We start from the raw sequence: 18,115 nt of genomic DNA on the forward strand, positions 1-18,115 counted from the left end.
CCCCGGTCTTGCGGAAAGGGCGGCCCTCAGGCCGTGGTCGGCGCCTCGGCGATCTCCCGGCCCAACTGGCGCTGGCGTGGCAGCAGCCAGGCGCAATAGGCCAGTAGCACCAGGCCGGCACCGGCCATGGCCCAGGGCGCGCCGAATCGTTCGGCGAGCACACCCACCAGCAGGCCGCCGATGGCATCGAAGCCGAAGCGCGTCGAGGTGTAGAGCGCCACCACCCGGCCACGCAGATGCTCCGGCGCCAGGCTCTGCAGCAGGATGTTGGTGCCCACATTGCAGTTGGTGATGGCGAAGCCGAGCACCGCCATGGCCAGCAGCGAGAGCACGAGTTGTCCGCTGGCCGCGAAAGCCAGCAGCGCAGCGCCGGCGGCCAGGGCGCAGGCCATGATGCTGCCGACCAGGCTGGGCAGCGCGTGGCGGTTGGCGAGGAACAGCGTGCCCAGCAGCGAGCCGAGGCCAGCCGCCCCCCAGAGCCAGCCCAGGGTGCGTGCGTCGCCGGTGAAGATGTCCTTGGCGAACACGGGCAGCAGCACGGCATAGCTGGAGGCGGTGAGGTTGACCACCAGCACGCTGGTCATCATCAGGCGGATCGGCGGACGGCCGGCGATGTACCGCAAACCTTCACGGAACACGTCGCGGGTGGAACCCTGGGCGCGGGGCGTTGGCGCCATGCGGATCACCAGCAGGCCCGCGGCCAACCCCAGGTAGGACAGCGCATTGAGGGCGAAACAGGCGGCCTCGCTGGTGAAACCCAGCAGCACGCCGGCCAGGGGCGGGCCGATGAAGCGCGATGAGTTGAACAGCATGGCATTGAGGGCCAGCGCGTTGGGCAAGTCCTCCTTGCCGCTGACGAACTGGCTCAACAGGGACTGACGCAAGGGGGTATCGAAGGCGTTGAGCACGCCGAGCAGGGCGGCCATGGCGACGATCAGCGTCGGCCCGATCAGCCCGGTAGCGGTGAGCAGGGTCAGGCCGATGGCTTGAAGACCGAGCAACCCCTGGACGCCAATCAGCAGTCGGCGCTTGTCATGACGGTCGATCCAGGCGCCCGCCAGGGGACCGACCAGGAGCTGGGGCAGCAACGCCGCGAAGGTGGTAACCCCGAGCAAGGCGGCTGAACCGGTGAGGCGGTAGATCAGCCAGGCCAGCGCCACCTGTTGCAGCCAGCTGCCCAGGGTGGAAATGGCCTGGCCGGTGAAGTACAGGCGGAAGTTGCGGTGGCGCAGGGCGCGGATGGCCTTGGGCCAGGGGCGTCGTTCGGACATCTGGACGGTTACGGGCAGGATGGAAAGAGAAGGTTAATATCTTAACTTCCAGCGCCCTACTGTGGGTTCGAATTCATTCGAAAAGGGTCGCGCAGCGGCCCCGAGGGAGTTTCCATAGGCAAGACTTCCTCCCGCTTCGCGAATGAATTCGCCCCCACAGCCTCACACCTGCCCGAAGGCCAATGTCGGCACGTCGACGATGCTCGACCCGCCATCCGCCACCAGGCTGGCGCCGGTGATGATCGAGGCTTCGTCCGAGAGCAGGAAGCGGCAGACGGAGGCGATTTCCTCGGGGCTGGCCGGACGGCGTAGCGGCACGTCGGCGGTGACCCGCGCATAGGCAGCATCCAGGCTCTCACCGTGGCGCTTCATCAGGGGCTGCATTTCGGCATCGGCCATGGGGGTGCGTACCCAGCCCGGGCAGAGGGCGTTCACCCGGACACCCAGCGGGCCATAGTCCCGCGCCAGGGAGCGGGTGAGGCCGAGCAACGCATGCTTGGCGGTGGTGTAGCCGCACACGCCTTCCCCGGCGGCCAGGGCGGCGATGGAGGCCATCAGGACCATCGACCCGCGACGTACCTGCAACAGTGGCAGGCAGGCGCGCGCGGTCTGGAAGGCGCTGTCGAGGTTGGCATGAATCGCCGCCTGCCAATCGTCGTCGGAGGTCTCGGTGGCGCGGCCCAGGCCGTGGCCGCCAGCGTTGGCGATCACCCCGTCGAGACCGCCGAAACGCTCCAGGATGGCCGGGATGAAGCGCGCCCAGTCCGTGCTGCTGGCGGCGTCCCCGCAGAGCACCAGGCCGCCGGTGTCGCGGGACACCGCTTCCAGCGGCTCGCGGCGACGCCCCACCAGCACCAGTTGCACCCCTTCTCCCGCCAGGCGCCACGCGCAGGCGGCGCCTATGCCGGTGCCGGCTCCGGTGATGAGGACGATGCGGCCGTTCATTGCGGGTACTCCGTGCGGTTGAGCACGCTGCAGTGGGAGCTCACCGGGAAGTTCGACAACTGGCCGAAATCACCGCTGGCGTAGCCGCAGATCTTGCCGTCGCTGCGGTGGTGTTTCAGGTCGATCAGCACCACGCCGAGGGTGGGGATGATCTTCTCGCGCCAGACAAACAGGTAGAGTTCGTCGGCGATCTTCAGGGTGTGGCAGCGGTCGGTATCGGCCAGCCCCTGTTCAACCCCTTTCAGGCACTGCCAGCTGTAGAAGTGCTCGTTGAGGTAGAGGTGCTCGTAGACCTCGGTGGGGCTGTAACGGTAGAGATTGCGCAGACCCACCAGATCGCGGCTCGGGGCATGGGGGCAGGCACCTTCGCGCCAGGCACGGTCAATGCTGCCGTGGAGGAAGTCGGCCTTCACCGAAGTCAGCTCGCCGCCGGAAAGGGCCTTGCCGAACAGGTCGCCCCGGCATTCCGCTTCCGTGGGCATCCGCCCGAGCACGGCGGTGAAGGCAGCGTTGGCAATGTCCAGCACCAGGCTTACGGAAATCTCGCGACCGTCGTCCTGCTTGAGGAAGTCCACCAGGTACAGGCCCTCGCGAACCGAGGTGGCGCGGTAGGGCGATTCACCCCGGGCGCTGCCGTCGGCCATGCTCCAGGCGAGCTGCTCGGCTTCGAAGCGATGCTCGATCCGCCAGCCATTGGCGAAGTGAAGGGTGAAGACCTTGCCAGCGAGGTCCGCCAGGTTCGGCAGGGTAAAGGCCTCGGGGGCGAAACCGTCTGCCAGGGCGCCGACGTTGATCCATTCGGGTTGGGTGGTCATGGCACATCTCCGTTGGGTTGGGTTGGGATGGCGCCATGGTCGGCCGGATGGGGGAGGGGCGGTATCAACCGGAAGGTGGAGCCCGTGCTCCGGCCTGCATGGGTTTCGTTTCTCTACGGAACGCCGCCCGACCCATCCACAAAAGCCGTCCGTGCTTCAGGGAAAGAGCTTGCGCACCAGCTCGGTTCGGCTGCGCGCGCCGGTCTTGCGGAACAGGTTGATCAGGTGGGTTTTCACCGTCGCCAGCCCCAGGTCCAGCTGGCGGGCGAGGTCCTTGTTGGTCAGGCCTTCGCGCAGCAGCAGGGCGATCGCCTGTTCGCGCGGCGTAAGACCGAGGAGTGCGTCGGTCGGCAGGGGCTGCTCCGGCATCTGGCGTACGGCGAGATCGAGCAGGCTGCGCAGGCCGTCGAGGCGCTGCAGGTCCTCGTTGGCGAAGGGGGTCAGGTCGCCGGTGCGCAGCAGGGAAATGCCCGCCACCGGCCGCTGCCGGTCGTGGGCGATCACTTCCACGACGTCGCGGATGCCATGACGGACCAGGAAACCCTGGTAGATACGTCGCGAGTCGCGCGCCTGGCGGGCCATGGCTTCGCGCAGGGGCACCACGGCGTGGCGTTCGTCCTGGCAAAGGGATGGCTGCAGCGGGTCGAAGTCGCGGTAGTGGTCGAGGTAGTCGCGGTGGGTGCGGGCGTTCATGTGCAGCAGTTGGAAGTCCCGGGCGCGCAGTTGCTCGTCGATCCGGTAGAAGGCGAAGCAGGACGCCGGGACTACCCGGCTGAAGGCGTGCAGGCAGTGCAGGCCGAAGTCTTCATGCATGGCGACGCTCCTTTAAATGGAACGAGCGCGGCAGGTGCCGCGCTGTCGTGCACAACACCTATAGCAACCGGCCGCAGCTGTCTTGTCTTTCTCTGCAAGGCCGGTTGCCCCTTCCGGTCTATCCCTCGCTTCGCCTCAGCGCTGCACGGATCTCTTCGCGCACCCGATTGAAGTCGGCCGCCGCCTGCGAGTCCGACAACAGGCTCGCCACCAGCGCCGCGGCGGCGATCTGCCCGCCTTCCAGGTCGCTGGGGTAATGCACGCCGGCGATCACCCGGCTGTCGGCGTGTTCCCGCGCGCGCTCGAACAGCTCGCTGCGTTTCTCCGGTAACACCATGCCCAACAGGGTGGCGTTGAGGTAGGCATTCATGCTGTGGCCGCTGGGGTAGGAATCACCCTCCGGCGGAGGCAGCACGGGCTCCACCCGGGTGTCAGTCTCGTAAGGGCGGGGCCGGTCGAACTGCTGCTTGGCCGGCATCAACACCTGCACCAGGTCTTCCTGGGCGCGGCGGAAGAAGGCACGGGTCAGGGGCAGATTTTCCGCGTCGAAGCCGCTGCCCAGCAGGTCGGCAGCGAAGGGGAAGATACCGTCTTCCCACTGGTCGTCGGCCTGCACTTTCTTCACCTGCGCGGTGCTGCGCGCGGCCTGGGCATCAAGCACGGCCTGGAGGTCGAGCCTGGCGGCGGGCGAGTCGGCAGCGGGCGGCGGTGGCAGGAAGTCCGCCAACTGCAGGCGGGTGCTGGCGAGGTAGGGCGGATAGGCGGTGGCCTGATCGGCCTGAATGGCGAGCGCGGGCAGCAGCAGAGCGAGGCCGAAGATCAGGGCGCTTGAAGTCTTGTGCATGGCAACGGTCCTTATTGTTGTCGAGTGGCGTGAGGCGGTGGTTCCAGGCCGTCTCGCCTGTCCTTGTCCGTCATGGGCGGAGGCGCCGCTTGTGCTTCCCTGCCGCCCCTTTGTCTCCGCGTGCCTGGGGCAGGGAGGGTCAAGGTCCTGGCAGGGAAGGGCAAGCCCGGTTGCGCGACGACGGCGACAAGGGTGGCGTGGAATACCGGCGCAAAGTCATCGAATCCCGGCGTCCTGGCCGGGCAGGAGAACAACGATGCGCAAGTTGGGATGGGTGGCCTGCGGGCTGTCGGTGTTGCCCTTTTCGGTGACGGCCGAGGGGTTCATCGAGGACAGCAAGATGACGCTGCTGAGCCGCACCTACTACTTCAACCGCGACTACCGCGACCAGGCCAGCAAGGCCGGTCGCAATCGCTTCAAGCCGGAATCGGAACGCAACGGTTATCGCGAGGAACTGACCCAGGGTCTGCAGGCCCGCTTCACCTCCGGCTATACGGCAGGCACCGTCGGGTTGGGCGTGGACGCCCATGCCATGCTCGGCCTCAAGCTGGACAGCGGCGGTGGTCGCACCGGAACCGGAAACCTGCCGGTGGGCGCCGACGGCCACCCCGACGACAGCTACGGCAAGCTCGGCGGCGCCTTGAAGCTGCGCCATGGCGCCACGCAACTGAAGTACGGCCAGATGAACACCACGGCGCCGGTGTTCGCCGCCAGCAGCAGCCGCACCTTGCCCGGCATGGCCTATGGGTTGCACGCCGAGAGCCGGGCCATCGATCACTGGTTGCTGGAGGCCGGGCACTTCAACGCGGCCTCGGGGCCCGGCGAGTCCAAGGTTCACGGAGAGATATCCACCGTCTACGGGCGCGGGCGGGTCGACTCGGTGGACTACCTCGGTACTGTCTGGCAGGCGTCGGACGACCTCGCGTTGAGCCTCTACTCGTCGCGCTTCGAGGACATCTGGCGGCAGCACTACCTGGGCGCTGACTACCGCCTGCCGCTGGAGGAGATGCAGGCCCTGCGCCTGAAGCTGGACCTGTACCGCAGCCGCAGCACCGGCCAGGAACGCTTCGGTGCCATCGATAACCTCGCATCCTCCCTGGCGCTGTCCTATGAGCGGGGACCGCAACGTCTGACCCTGGCCTACCAGCGTGTGAGTGGGGACCAGCCGTTCGATTACCTGGCCTTTGGCGACGGGCGCTCCAGTGCCTCCATCAACCTGGCCAACTCCCTCGGTTACTCCGACTTCAACGGCCCGGGCGAGCGTTCCTGGCAATTGCGCCATGACCTCGACCTCAGTGCTCTCGGGTGGGCTGGATGGCGCACCTACGCGCTGCATGCGCGCGGCCGCCACAGCGACGGCAGCCAGACGGCGCCGGACAGCCGCTACGCCGGAAAGTATGGCCGAGGCGGCCGTCACTTCGAGGCCGATGTCGGCCTTGCCTGGCAATTGCAAGCGGGTCCGCTGGCCGGGTTGTCCTTGCGTGCCAGTCAGGTGTGGCATCGGAGCAACACGGCCTATCCGGATGACGACATCGACGAAACGCGCTTGATCCTCGACTACCCGCTGGACCTCCGCTAACGCACTGGCAGCCAGTGGCAAGTCCCCCGGCAGGCTGGGTCAAGAGCGCCCGCCGGGTTTGTCGCAGAGTACTGCTCGACTAACCGTTCATTCGGCCGCCGCGGTGGCCGAGCACGAAGAGGAAACGAGATGAGCATTGCCCTTGAGCCACGCGTTGCGGCCTTCGTCCGGGCCCGCCATGGCCTGTTGATCGACGGCCAGTCCAGGCCGGCGTCGTCTGGCGCCGAGATGCCGGTGCACGACCCTGCCACGGGTGCGGAACTGGCCCGTGTCGCGGTGGCCGGCAAGGATGACGTGGACGAGGCGGTGGCCGCCGCGCGCCGTGCCTTCGAGGGCAGTTGGGCGCGGCAGCGACCGGCGGACCGGGAGCGCCTGCTGCTGAAATTGGCCGACCTGTTGGAGGCCCACGGCGAGGAACTGGCGCAGCTGGAAACTCTGAACAACGGCAAGTCGATCAACCTGTCGCGGGCCATCGAAGTGGGCTCGGGCGTCGAATTCGTGCGTTACATGGCCGGCTGGGCCACCAAGATCGAGGGCAGGAGCCTGGACGTCTCCATCGGCGCCATTCCCGGCGGCAAGTACCGCGCCTACACAGTGCCGGAACCGGTGGGCGTGGTGGGGGCCATCGTGCCCTGGAACTTCCCGCTACTGATGGCCCTGTGGAAGATCGTGCCGGCGCTGGCCTGCGGTTGCACGCTGGTGCTCAAGCCGGCTGACGAAACGCCACTCACCGCCTTGCGCCTGGGCCAGCTTTGCCTGGAGGCGGGGATTCCCGCTGGCGTGGTGAACATCGTCACCGGCGTCGGCGCCAAGGCCGGCGCGGCCCTGGTGGCCCATCCGGGCATCGACAAGCTGGCCTTCACCGGCTCCACCGCGGTGGGCAAGCTGATCGGCCATGCGGCAGTGGAAAACATGACCCGCTTCACCCTGGAGCTGGGCGGCAAGTCACCGGTGATCGTGCTCGACGACACGGCGCTCGAACAGGCCGCCGCCGGTGCAGCAGGGGCGATCTTCTTCAACAACGGCCAGGTCTGTACCGCCGGCTCGCGCCTCTATGTACAGCGCAAATCCTTCGACCGGGTGCTGGAGCGACTGCACGGTATCGCCGCTTCCCTCAGCATCGGGCCGGGGATGGACCCGAGCGCGCAGATCACCCCGCTGGTGTCCGCGAAACAGCAGCGCCGCGTACTGGGCATGGTCGACAGCGGCCGGGCCCAGGGCGCCAGCGTCATCTGCGGGGGCGGGACCCATGGCGAGCGCGGCTTCTTCGTCCAGCCAACGGTGATCGCCCATGTGCGACCGGAGATGCAGGTGGTGCGCGAGGAAATCTTCGGCCCGGTGCTGGTGGCCAGCGCCTTCGACGAACTCGACGAAGTGGTCGCCCTGGCCAACGACAGTCCCTACGGCCTGGCCGCCAGCATCTGGTCCAACGACCTGAAGCAGGTCATGGGCCTGATCCCGCGGCTGAAGGCCGGCACCGTGTGGGTCAACGCCCACAACCTGCTGGACCCTTCCATGCCTTTCGGCGGCTTCAAGCAATCCGGCCTCGGCCGCGAGATGGGCCATGCCGCCATCGAAGCTTTCACCGAGAGCAAGTCGGTGTGCATCGCCTACTAACCTCATCCACTCGCGAGGAATACAACAATGAACAAGAGTTCCCCGAACGGCGCCGGCCTTGCCCTGCCGGCCAGTGCTGACGCCGCCCGGCCGGCGAGGAAGGGTATCGGCTTCGCCACCATGATCGCCATTTGCATCGGTGTGGTGGTGGTGCAGGGCGCGATGATGTCGGCCCTGCAAGGCATGGGCCTAGGCGGCCTGAGCTTCCTCGCCGCCTTCGCGGTGGCCTTTGTCCTGGCGCAATGCTACGTGCAGAGCTTTTCCGAACTGGCGCTGATGTTTCCCCAGGCGGGCACGCTGGCCACCTACACCCAGAAGGCCCTCGGTCACTTTCCAGCCATAGTCGCGGTGTTCGCCGGCTACGTGATAGTGGCCATGTTCGGCCTGTCCGCCGAACTGCTGTTGGTGGATGCCATCCTCGACAAGCTGTTCCCCGGCGTCTTCCCGGCCACCCTGGTACCGCTGGGCATTCTCGTCGTGCTGACGCTGCTGAATATCCTCGGGACCGACGTGTTCGCCCGGGTGCAGAACTTCTTCACCTTCGCCATGGTGGCGGCCTTGCTGCTGGTTGGCGTCAGCGCCGTGGGCGGACTGGCGGAACCGCCGGCGGCGGGATTCGTGGCGGATGTGGACTGGAGCTGGGCGGGCGTGCTCGATGGCAGCTTCTTCGGCCTGGTGACCCTGGCCATGTGGCTGCTGGTGGGGGCCGAATTCATCTGCCCGCTGATCGGCGAAGTGCGGCGGCCGGAGCGCAATATCCCGCGTTCGATGATGCTCTCGCTGACCATCACCTTCAGCCTGTTCGTGGTCTTCTGTATCGGCGCCAGCCGCTACCTGTCGGTGCAGACCCTGACCACTTCGCCCTTGCCCTACCTCGATTACGTATTCGCCGTATTCGGCAAGGGGGCTGTGATCATCGCCACCGTGATGGCCCTGACCGCCACCTGCAGCACCGTCAACACCGTGCTCGCCGCGGTGCCGCGCATGCTCTGCGGCATGGCGGAGAACGGCCAGGCCTTCCCGCAGATGAAGGTGCTGCACAAGCGCTTCGGCACGCCCTGGATGGCCATTGTCTTCGTCGCCATCATCATCGCGCTGCCGTTCCTGCTGATGGGGCCGGACTCCATCATCACCCTGCTGATCGCGGCCTCCACCAGTTGGCTGCTGGCGTACATCATCGCCCACCTCGATGTGATCGTCCTGCGCCGCCGCCATCCGCAGATGCCGCGTCCCTACAGGTCGGCTTTCTATCCGTTGCCGCAGCTGGTGGGCATCCTCGGCATGGGCTACATCGCCCTGAACAACTCGCCGTCAGCGGAAATGACCCAGACCGTCTACCTGTATACCGGCGCTGTGCTGCTGGTGGTGGGGCTGATCGCCGCGCTGTGGGTGAAGCTGGTGATGAAGCGCAAGTTGTTCGAGCCGGATATCTGAGGCTCGATGGCAAGTTCGAAGGGTCGCGCCGCGGCCCTTGTTTCTATCCGCAACCTCCCGGCGAGTGCGGCTTGTCGGTACATGATTAACATGTTAATCATGTCGCCATAATGACAAGGCGGGCCTGAGCCCGTTCCCGGAGGTGTCCGATGGTTTCCCCAGCTGTCCGCTCCCATGATTTCGATTCCTGGCTCCGTGAACTGCGAGGCGTCTGCGGCCGCTTCGAGTCGCGTCCCGCGCTGAGCCATGGCCTGTTCATCGGCGAGATCGCTTGTCGGGACCTTTCCGGCCTGGAGGTGGCGCAGATCCGCACCAACGCCGGCGCGATCAGTCGCCAGCGCACCTCTGTCGACCATGACGATGATCGCCACTGTTTCCTCGTGGTTCAGCGCAGCGGTCGCGCCCAACTGCGGCAGAACGGCGACAGCATCGAACTCATGCCGGGCGAGATGGCCCTGATGGATTCGGCCAGGGCCTGCGAAATCCTGCCCCATGGCCTGATCGAGCACGCCTCCTTCCACCTGTCCCGCGAGGATGTTTGCCGGTCCATGCCGGAAGGCCGGCCCACCTTCGGCAAACTGTCCCAGCACTGCGCCAGTGGCCGCGTGTTGCGGACCCTGGTGGAGCAGATCTGCGGCGGCGAGCTGGATGACTGCGCCGGCCTGGAGGAGGGCGATGCCCTGCAGGACGCGCTGATCGCCTTGCTGGGGCCAACCCTCCGCCAGCAGCCGGGGCAGACCTCCAGTGAGCTGGACATATCCCACATGGCCGGCCTGCGCAGCCTGGCGCAGCGCCTGATCGACCAGTCCCTGTCCGAGCCCGGTCTCACGCCTTTGTTCCTGGCCAGGCAACTGAACATCTCGGTGCGCCAGCTCTACCGCCTGTTCGAAGAAGAGGGCGACAGCGTCTGCCGCTTCATCCAGCGCTCGCGCCTGAAGCGCAGCGCCTCCGACCTTGCCAACCCGCGCTTGCGCCACGAGTCCATCACCGACATTGCCTTCCGCTGGGGTTTCACCGATTCGGCGCACTTCAGCCGCACCTTCAAGAAACACTTCGACCAATCCCCCAGGGATTACCGCGCCAACGCATCCGCCGGCCAGTTACCCTCGTAGATTGGCGCGGAGGAGCGAAGCCCAACTTGGAGGCCAGCCTGAAGTTTTGTCTTGTTGGGTTTCGTTCCTCTACCCAACCTACGGGTGACCGCGGCGCGGTGGGTAGGTTGGCGCCGAGCCTGCGAGGCCCAACGTTGCGGGCACGTTGCACGCGCCTTGTTGGGTTTCGTTCCTCTACCCAACCTACGGGTGACCGCGGCGCGGTTGGTAGGTTGGCGCCGAGCCTGCGAGGCCCAACGTTGCGGGCACGTTGCACGCGCCTTGTTGGGTTTCGTTCCTCTACCCAACCTACGGGTGACCGCGGCGCGGTTGGTAGGCTGGCGCCGAGCCTGCGAGGCCCGATGTTGCGGGCACGCTGCGCTCAGCGCCAGGCCCTAGCGTTCCTTCAGCCGGCGCGCCACGCCGCGCACGCCGGGTTCGTAGAGGTCCTTCTCCACCGCCGCCAGGGCCAGGCCCAGCACCTGTTCGGCGATCAGTTCGTGCTGCTGGTACATGGCGTTCACCGGCAGCGGCAGGAAGTCCAGCAACTGGGTGTCGCCGAAGGTGCCCAGGCGCAGGCTGCCAGGCCAGTCGCCGCGCTCGCGCAGGGCGTCCAGCACGCCGGCCAGCAGCACGTAAGCAGTGGTGATCAGTACATCCGGCAGTTCATCCCCGCGTTCCAGCAATTCGCTCATCAGGCGTCGGCCGCATTCGCGGCTGAAGCTCTCGCCCTGTTCCTCCAGCACCTCGCAGTCCATCCCGGCCAGCGCCTCGTGGAAGCCGGCGCTGCGCTCGGCGCTGGTGGGCAGCTCCGGCCGGGCGCCGAGCAGGACGATGCGCCGGGGCTTGGTCTGCAGCAGGCTGCGGGTCAATTGGCGGGCGGCGTCGCGGTCGTCGCTGACCACCGAACAGAAGCGCCGGGGGTCGCGCACCCGGTCCAGGGCGATCACCGGCAGGCCGGCGTCCAGCAGTTGCGCCAGGCTGTCGTCCTCCGCTGGCAGGCAACTGGCGACGATCAGGGCATCGCAACGTCGCGCGCGGAACAGCTTGAGCAACTGGCGTTCGCTCTCCGGCTCGTCGTCGGAACTGGCGATCAGCAGCTGGTAGCCCCGCGCCCGCGCGCCCTGTTCCAGCAGCTTGGCGAGGCGCGCGTAGCTGGGGTTCTCCAGATCCGGGAGGATGAAACCCAGGGTCCGCGTCTGCCGACTGCGCAGGCCGGCGGCCTGGGGATTGGGCTTGAAACCGTGCTCGTCCACCACCGCCTGCACGCGCTCCACGGTGGCCGGGCTGATGCGCTTCTGCTCGGCCTTGCCGTTGATCACGTAGCTGGCCGTGGTCACCGACACACCGGCCAGGCGGGCGATATCGCTCAGTTTCAAGTTGACGACTCCTGTTATGCGGATGTGTTTCATCGGGCGGGCTTCAAGAAACGAAGATTATCGAGTAACGTGCCAGCTCAGTTTAGTGAAACGATTCAGCAGGCGTCCTGTCTACGCTTTGACCAGCCGCCGCGACGGCTGGTAGGCGCTGCTGATGGAAGGTGACAACGATAAGAAGGGCGCAAGGCCCGGAGAGGTGGTGCGATGCTCGAACTGACCGCAGGGCAGATTTCCATGGGCCTGGTGGCGGCGGACAAGGCGTCCGCGCTGCGCCTGCTCGCCGAGCAGCTGGAAGGCGATGGCCTGGTGGCACCGGGCTACCTGGCCGGACTGGAGGCGCGCGAGGCGCAAGGCGCCACCTACCTCGGCCAGGGTATCGCCATTCCCCACGGCACTCCCGAGACCCGTGAGCTGGTGTACACCACCGGCGTGCGCCTGCTGCAGTTCCCCGAGGGCGTGGACTGGGGTGAGGGGCAGATGGTTTACCTGGCCATCGGCATCGCCGCGAAATCCGACGAACACCTGCGTCTGCTGCAACTGCTCACCCGCGCCCTGGGCGAGGCCGATCTGGGCGCCGACCTGCGCTGTGCGCAAAGCCCGGAAGCCATCCTCGCGCTGCTGCAGGGCGCACCACGGGAACTGGCCCTGGACGACCAGTTGATCGCCCTGGGCGTGGCGGCCGAGGATTGCGACGAGCTGATCCTGCAAGGGGCCCGGTTGCTGCGCCGCGCCGAGTGTGCCGACGCCAGCTTCGCCGCCAGCCTGTTGCAGGGCGAAGCGCTGCCGCTGGGCGACGGCCTCTGGTGGCTGCACAGCGACCAGGGTGTGGAACGCCCCGGCCTGGCCTATCTGACCCCGGAAAAACCCTTGCGCCACCAGGGCCAGCCACTGAACGGCCTCTTCTGCCTGGCCAGCCTGGGGGACGCCCACCTCGCACTGCTGGAGCGCCTCTGCGCCCTGCTGATCGAGGGGCGCGGCCGCGAGCTGGCCCGTGCTACCCAGCGCCGCGCCGTGCTCGAAGCCCTGGGGGGCGAGGCCCGTCCGGACTGGCCGAGCCTGCGCCTGCCGCTGGCCAACGCCCATGGCCTGCACGCGCGCCCGGCCAAGGAGCTGGTGCAACTGGCCAAGACCTTCGACGGCGACATCCGTCTGCGCCTGGCCGACGGCGCGGCCGCTGCCGTATCGGCCAAGAGCCTGAGCAAGTTACTGAGCCTGGGCATCCGCCGTGGCCAGCTCATCGAGATCATCGCCGAGCCGGCCATCGCCGAGGCTGCGCTGCCAGCCCTGAAAACCGCTATCGAGCAGGGGCTTGGGGAAGAGGTGGAGCCGCTGCCTGTCGGCGAAACGGCTCCGGTCGAGGACGAACCGCCCGCCCAGCCCCTGGTCGCGCCGGCACCCGGCAGCCAGCTGCAGGCCGTGCCGGCGGCGCCCGGTATCGCCGTCGGCCCGGCGCACGTCCACTTGCGCAAGGAATTCGACTACCCGCTGCGTGGCGAGTCGCCCGGCGTCGAGCGCGAACGCCTGCAACAGGCCGTCGGCCAGGTGCGCGGCGAGATCGAGGCATTGGTGCTGCGCAGCGAAGCCAAGGCCATCCGCGACATCTTCATTACCCACCTGGAAATGCTTGCCGACCCGGAGCTGGCGGACGAGGTGGATGCGCGCCTGAAGCAGGGCGAAAGCGCCGCCGCGGCCTGGATGGCGGTGGTGGAGAGCGCCGCCGCCCAGCAGGAAAGCCTGCAGGACGCCCTGCTCGCCGAGCGCGCCGCCGACCTGCGGGATATCGGCCGTCGCGTGCTGGCGCAGCTCTGCGGCGTGGACGCGGTAGCCGAGCCGGAGGAGCCCTACATCCTGGTGATGGACGAGATGGCGCCCTCGGATGTGGCGCGGCTGGACCGCGAACGGGTGGCCGGTATCCTCACCGCCCGTGGCGGCGCCACCGCCCACAGCGCGATCGTCGCCCGAGCCCTGGGCATTCCTGCACTGGTGGGTGCTGGCGCTGCGGTGCTGATGCTGGAACCCCGCACGCCGCTGCTGCTGGACGGCCAGCGCGGCCGCCTGGTGGTGGCGCCGGATGCCGCGCAACTGCAACGCGCCCGTGAAGAGCAGGAGGGGCGCCAGCGTCGCCTGCAACGGGCCGACGCCCACAAGCGGGAACCCGCGCTCACCCGCGACGGCCACCCGGTGGAAATCTGCGCCAACCTGGGCGACAGCGGCGCCGCCGCCAAGGCGGTGGCCCAGGGGGCCGAGGGCGTGGGCTTGCTGCGCACCGAATTCATCTTCATGGCCCACCCCCAGGCGCCGGACCTGGCGACCCAGGAGGCCGAGTACCGCCGTGTGTTCGACGCCCTCGACGGCCGTCCGCTGGTGGCCCGCACCTTGGATGTGGGCGGCGACAAACCCTTGCCCTATTGGCCGGTGCCGGAGGAAGAAAACCCCTTCCTCGGCGTGCGCGGCGTGCGCCTGACCTTGCAGCGCCCGCACCTGATGGAAACCCAGCTACGGGCGCTGATGCGGGCCAGCGAGGGGCGTCCGCTGCGGATCATGTTCCCCATGGTCGGCAGCGTGGAGGAATGGCGTCAGGCGCGGGACATGGCACTGCAGGTGGCGGCGGAGATTCCCCAGGCCGACCTGCAGCTGGGCATCATGGTGGAAGTGCCCTCGGCGGCGCTGATCGCCCCGGTGCTGGCCCGCGAGGTGGACTTCTTCAGCATCGGCACCAATGACCTGACCCAGTACGCGCTGGCCATCGACCGTGGCCATCCGACCCTCTCCGCCCAGGCCGATGGCCTGCACCCGGCGGTGCTGCAACTGATCGACCTCACCGTGCGCGCCGCCCACGCCCGGGGCAAATGGGTGGGGGTGTGCGGTGAGCTGGCCGGCGACCCCGTGGCGGTGCCGCTCCTGGTGGGCCTGGGGGTGGACGAATTGAGCCTCTCCGCCGGCGGCATCGCCGAAGTCAAGGCGCGGGTGCGCGAGTTCAGCCTCACTGCGGCCCGCGAGCTGGCCGAAGCCGCCCTGGCGCTGGAAAGCGCCGCGGCGGTGCGCGAACTGGCGGAGCGTTTCTGATGGCACGGATTCTCAGCATTACCCTCAACCCCGCCCTGGACCTGACCCTGCGCCTGGAGCGCCTGGAAGCCGGCCAGGTCAATCGCAGCCTGGAGCAGGCCAGCCATGCGGCGGGCAAGGGCATCAATGTCGCCCAGGTACTGGCCGACCTCGGCCACGAGCTGACCGTTAGCGGTTTTCTCGGCGCGGACAATGCCGACGCCTTCGACGCGCTGTTCGTTCGGCGCGGCTTCGCCGACGCCTTCGTCCGGGTGCCGGGGGAAACCCGCAGCAATATCAAGCTGGCGGAAGCCGATGGCCGCATCACCGATATCAACGGCCCCGGCCCGCAGGTGAATGCGCTGGCACAGGTCGAGCTGCTGATGCGGCTGGACGCACTCGCACCGGGGCATGACCTCGCCGTGGTGGCTGGCAGCCTGCCGCGCGGGGTCGAGCCGCACTTCCTCACCGACCTGATCAACCGGCTTCAGGGCCACGGCCTCAAGGTGGCGCTGGACACCAGCGGCGAGGCCCTGCGTGACGGCCTGCTGGCGGCGCCCTGGCTGATCAAGCCGAACACCGACGAGCTGGGGCTGATCGGTGCGCGCAACCTGTCCAGCGTCCAGGCCCAGCGTGCCGAGGCCGCCCAACTGCGGGCCCAGGGCATCGAGCACATCGTGATTTCCCAGGGCGCCGACGGCGTGAGCTGGTTCGGTCCGGGGCTTGCCCTGCATGCCCGGCCGCCGCGGGTGCGCGTGGTCAGCACCGTCGGTGCCGGCGACTCCCTGCTCGCCGGCATGGTCCACGGCCTGCTCAGCGGCTGGCCGGCCGAGCGCACCCTGCGCCAGGCCACCGCCATCGCCGCCCAGGCGGTGACCCAGGTGGGCTTCGGCATCCGCGACCGCGCGCAACTGCAACAGCTCGAAGGCGCCGTGCAGGTCCAGGCGCTGCCAGAACAACAAGAGGTCTCCCCATGAAACTCGCCCTCGTCACCGCCTGCCCCAACGGCCTGGTCACCAGCGTGCTCTGCGCACGCCTGCTGGACGCCACCGCCCAGCGCCTGGGCTGGAGCACCAGCGTCGAAATCGTCGACCCGAAGCACCCGGAGAGCCAACTCTCCGCCGCGACCCTGGACGCCGCCGATTGGGTGCTGGTGGTGAAGAGCGGGGCGCTGGACCTGTTGCGCTTCGCTGGCAAGCGGGTGTTCGTCGCCACGCCCGCCGAAGCCTTGCACGACAGCGAGGCCTTCCTGCTGCGCGCGGCGGTGGAGGCCAAGGAACAGCCCGTAGAGGGTGCGACCGCGGTCGCCGCCGCGCGCCCGCGCCTGGTGGCGGTCACCGCCTGCCCCACGGGCGTCGCCCACACCTTCATGGCCGCCGAGGCCTTGAAGCAGGCGGCGCAACGCGCGGGAATCGAGTTGCAGGTGGAAACCCAGGGCTCGGTGGGCGCCCGCGATCCGTTGAGCCCCGAGGCCATCGCCGCCGCCGATGCGGTGCTGCTGGCCACCGATATCGAAGTGGACACCGCGCGCTTTGCCGGCAAGAAGGTTTTTCGCTGCGGCACCGGTGTCGCCCTCAAGCAGGCCGAGTCCACCCTGAAGCGCGCCCTGGACGAAGGCCAGGTGCTGCAGGTCGCCAGCGGCGGGGAAGGGCAGAAGGCCAGGGCCGAACCCAAGGGCGCCTACAAGCACCTGCTCACCGGCGTCTCCTACATGCTGCCGATGGTGGTGGCGGGCGGCCTGTTGATCGCCCTGTCCTTCGTCTTCGGTATCGAGGCGTTCAAGGAGGAGGGCAGCCTGGCGGCCGCGCTGATGCAGATCGGCGGCGACGCGGCCTTCAAGCTGATGGTGCCGCTGCTGGCCGGTTACATCGCCTATTCCATCGCCGACCGTCCGGGCCTGGCGCCGGGGATGATCGGCGGCCTGCTGGCGAGCACGCTCGGTGCCGGCTTCATCGGCGGCATCATCGCCGGCTTCCTCGCGGGCTACTCGGCGCGGGCGATCAATCGCCACCTCAAGCTGCCGCAGAGCGTCGAGGCCTTGAAGCCGATCCTGATCATCCCGCTGCTGGCCAGCCTGTTCACCGGCCTGGTGATGATCTACGTCGTAGGCAAGCCGGTGGCCGGCATGCTCGCCAGCCTCACCCACTTCCTCGACAACATGGGCACCTCCAACGCCATCCTCCTCGGCCTGCTGCTGGGCGGAATGATGTGCGTGGACCTGGGCGGGCCGATCAATAAGGCTGCCTACGCCTTCTCCGTCGGGTTGCTGGCGTCGCAGAGCTACGCGCCCATGGCCGCCACCATGGCGGCCGGCATGGTGCCGCCCATCGGCATGGGCATCGCCACCCTGCTGATGCGCCGTAAGTTCGCCCAGGGCGAGCGTGAGGCGGGCAAGGCGGCGCTGGTGCTGGGGCTGTGCTTCATCTCTGAGGGTGCGATTCCTTTCGCCGCCAAGGACCCGCTGCGGGTGATCCCGGCCAGCATCGCCGGTGGCGCCCTGACCGGGGCCCTGTCCATGTACTTCGGCTGCAAGCTGATGGCGCCTCACGGTGGCCTGTTCGTGCTGGCGATTCCCAACGCCATCAACCATGCGCTGCTCTACCTGCTGGCCATCGTCGCCGGCAGCCTGGTGACCGGGGTGATCTACGCCCTGCTCAAGCGCGGTGCGGAGCAAGAGATGGTGTTGGGCTCACAGCGGGCGGAGGGAACCTTGTAGGATGGGTCGGGCGGCGTGCCGCGAGCTTGCGAAACCCATCGCTCCGTCGTGATGGGTTTCGCTCCGCTCTACCCATCCTACAATTGCGTTGCTTTTCCCATGCTGCTGATCTCCAACAACGTCCATCTGCCCGATGACGAAATCGAGCTGACCGCCATCCGCGCCCAGGGCGCGGGCGGGCAGAACGTCAACAAGGTGTCCAGCGCCCTGCACCTGCGCTTCGACATCAACGCCTCGTCCTTGCCGGCGTTCTACAAGGAGCGGCTGCTCGTGCTGCGCGACAGCCGCATCACCCAGGACGGCGTGATCGTCATCAAGGCCCAGCAGTACCGCACCCAGGAACAGAACCGCGCCGACGCGCTGGAGCGGCTCGCAGAGCTGATCCGCAGCGTGGCGAAGGTGGAAAAGACGCGCCGCCCGACCAAGCCCACATTGGGTTCGAAGAAACGGCGGCTGGACGGCAAGGCCAAGCGCGGGGCGATCAAGGCCGGAAGGGGGAAGGTGGATTACTGAGCACCAACCTATCAACCGCGCCGCGGTCACCCGTAGGTTGGGTAGAGGAACGA

General features: G+C 67.9%; 14 protein-coding genes. 8 read left to right on the plus strand and 6 right to left on the minus strand.

All coding sequences use genetic code 11. The features are described 5' to 3' along the window. Positions 1-26 precede the first annotated feature (26 nt). The 5 genes from PJW05_RS08990 to PJW05_RS09010 all read right to left on the minus strand — a co-directional run bounded on the left by PJW05_RS08990 (position 27) and on the right by PJW05_RS09010 (position 4,688). Positions 27-1,271, minus strand: a complete 1,245-nt coding sequence (locus PJW05_RS08990; protein WP_271411365.1) for an MFS transporter — start codon at positions 1,269-1,271, stop codon at positions 27-29. Positions 1,272-1,433: 162 nt separating this feature from the next. Further along, positions 1,434-2,216: an SDR family NAD(P)-dependent oxidoreductase gene (locus PJW05_RS08995; RefSeq protein ID WP_271411366.1), complete on the minus strand. Its 783-nt coding sequence runs from the start codon at positions 2,214-2,216 to the stop codon at positions 1,434-1,436. Beyond that, positions 2,213-3,031: a molybdenum cofactor biosynthesis F family protein gene (locus tag PJW05_RS09000; protein WP_271411367.1), complete on the minus strand. Its 819-nt coding sequence runs from the start codon at positions 3,029-3,031 to the stop codon at positions 2,213-2,215. Before PJW05_RS09000 ends, PJW05_RS08995 begins: the two co-directional genes overlap by 4 nt. Positions 3,032-3,187: 156 nt before the next feature. Next, entirely contained in the window at positions 3,188-3,844 is a 657-nt protein-coding gene (locus PJW05_RS09005) for a helix-turn-helix transcriptional regulator (protein WP_271411368.1), read from the minus strand. Between the two features lie 118 nt (positions 3,845-3,962). Continuing rightward, complete coding sequence (locus PJW05_RS09010; protein ID WP_271411369.1) at positions 3,963-4,688, minus strand: acid phosphatase; 726 nt, start codon at positions 4,686-4,688, stop codon at positions 3,963-3,965. Between the two features lie 256 nt (positions 4,689-4,944). Here PJW05_RS09010 and PJW05_RS09015 point away from each other — a divergent pair, with 256 nt between their 5' ends. The 4 genes from PJW05_RS09015 (at position 4,945) to feaR (ending at position 10,430) form a co-directional block, all read left to right on the plus strand. Then, positions 4,945-6,267, plus strand: a complete 1,323-nt coding sequence (locus PJW05_RS09015) for an OprD family porin (RefSeq protein ID WP_271411370.1) — start codon at positions 4,945-4,947, stop codon at positions 6,265-6,267. A gap of 129 nt (positions 6,268-6,396) precedes the next feature. After that, positions 6,397-7,884, plus strand: a complete 1,488-nt coding sequence (locus tag PJW05_RS09020) for an aldehyde dehydrogenase family protein (RefSeq protein ID WP_271411371.1) — start codon at positions 6,397-6,399, stop codon at positions 7,882-7,884. Positions 7,885-7,911: 27 nt separating this feature from the next. Then, positions 7,912-9,318 carry an APC family permease gene (locus tag PJW05_RS09025; RefSeq protein ID WP_271411372.1) on the plus strand — a complete coding sequence of 469 codons (1,407 nt, stop codon included), beginning with the start codon at positions 7,912-7,914 and terminating at the stop codon, positions 9,316-9,318. A gap of 149 nt (positions 9,319-9,467) precedes the next feature. Continuing rightward, the gene (gene feaR, locus PJW05_RS09030) at positions 9,468-10,430 is read left to right on the plus strand and encodes a transcriptional regulator FeaR (RefSeq protein ID WP_271411373.1); all 963 of its coding nucleotides are present in this window, start codon (positions 9,468-9,470) and stop codon (positions 10,428-10,430) included. 374 nt (positions 10,431-10,804) lie between these two features. On the opposite strand, the gene cra is transcribed toward feaR, so the two are convergent. After that, a complete protein-coding gene (gene cra, locus PJW05_RS09035) occupies positions 10,805-11,788 on the minus strand; it encodes a catabolite repressor/activator (protein ID WP_271411374.1) in 984 nt (327 codons plus the stop codon). Between the two features lie 204 nt (positions 11,789-11,992). Here cra and ptsP point away from each other — a divergent pair, with 204 nt between their 5' ends. The 4 genes from ptsP (at position 11,993) to arfB (ending at position 18,062) form a co-directional block, all read left to right on the plus strand. After that, positions 11,993-14,854, plus strand: coding sequence for a phosphoenolpyruvate--protein phosphotransferase (gene ptsP / locus PJW05_RS09040; RefSeq protein ID WP_271411375.1), 2,862 nt, complete (start codon positions 11,993-11,995; stop codon positions 14,852-14,854). Continuing rightward, positions 14,854-15,810, plus strand: a complete 957-nt coding sequence (gene pfkB, locus PJW05_RS09045; RefSeq protein ID WP_271411376.1) for a 1-phosphofructokinase — start codon at positions 14,854-14,856, stop codon at positions 15,808-15,810. Before ptsP ends, pfkB begins: the two co-directional genes overlap by 1 nt. After that, positions 15,807-17,549, plus strand: a complete 1,743-nt coding sequence (locus PJW05_RS09050; protein ID WP_271411377.1) for a fructose-specific PTS transporter subunit EIIC — start codon at positions 15,807-15,809, stop codon at positions 17,547-17,549. Before pfkB ends, PJW05_RS09050 begins: the two co-directional genes overlap by 4 nt. Positions 17,550-17,648: 99 nt before the next feature. Then, positions 17,649-18,062: an alternative ribosome rescue aminoacyl-tRNA hydrolase ArfB gene (arfB, locus tag PJW05_RS09055; RefSeq protein WP_271411378.1), complete on the plus strand. Its 414-nt coding sequence runs from the start codon at positions 17,649-17,651 to the stop codon at positions 18,060-18,062. The last annotated feature ends 53 nt before the right edge of the window (positions 18,063-18,115 follow it).

The sequence above is a fragment of the Pseudomonas sp. Q1-7 genome (assembly GCF_028010285.1).
In the GTDB taxonomy this organism is placed as follows: Bacteria; Pseudomonadota; Gammaproteobacteria; order Pseudomonadales; family Pseudomonadaceae; genus Metapseudomonas.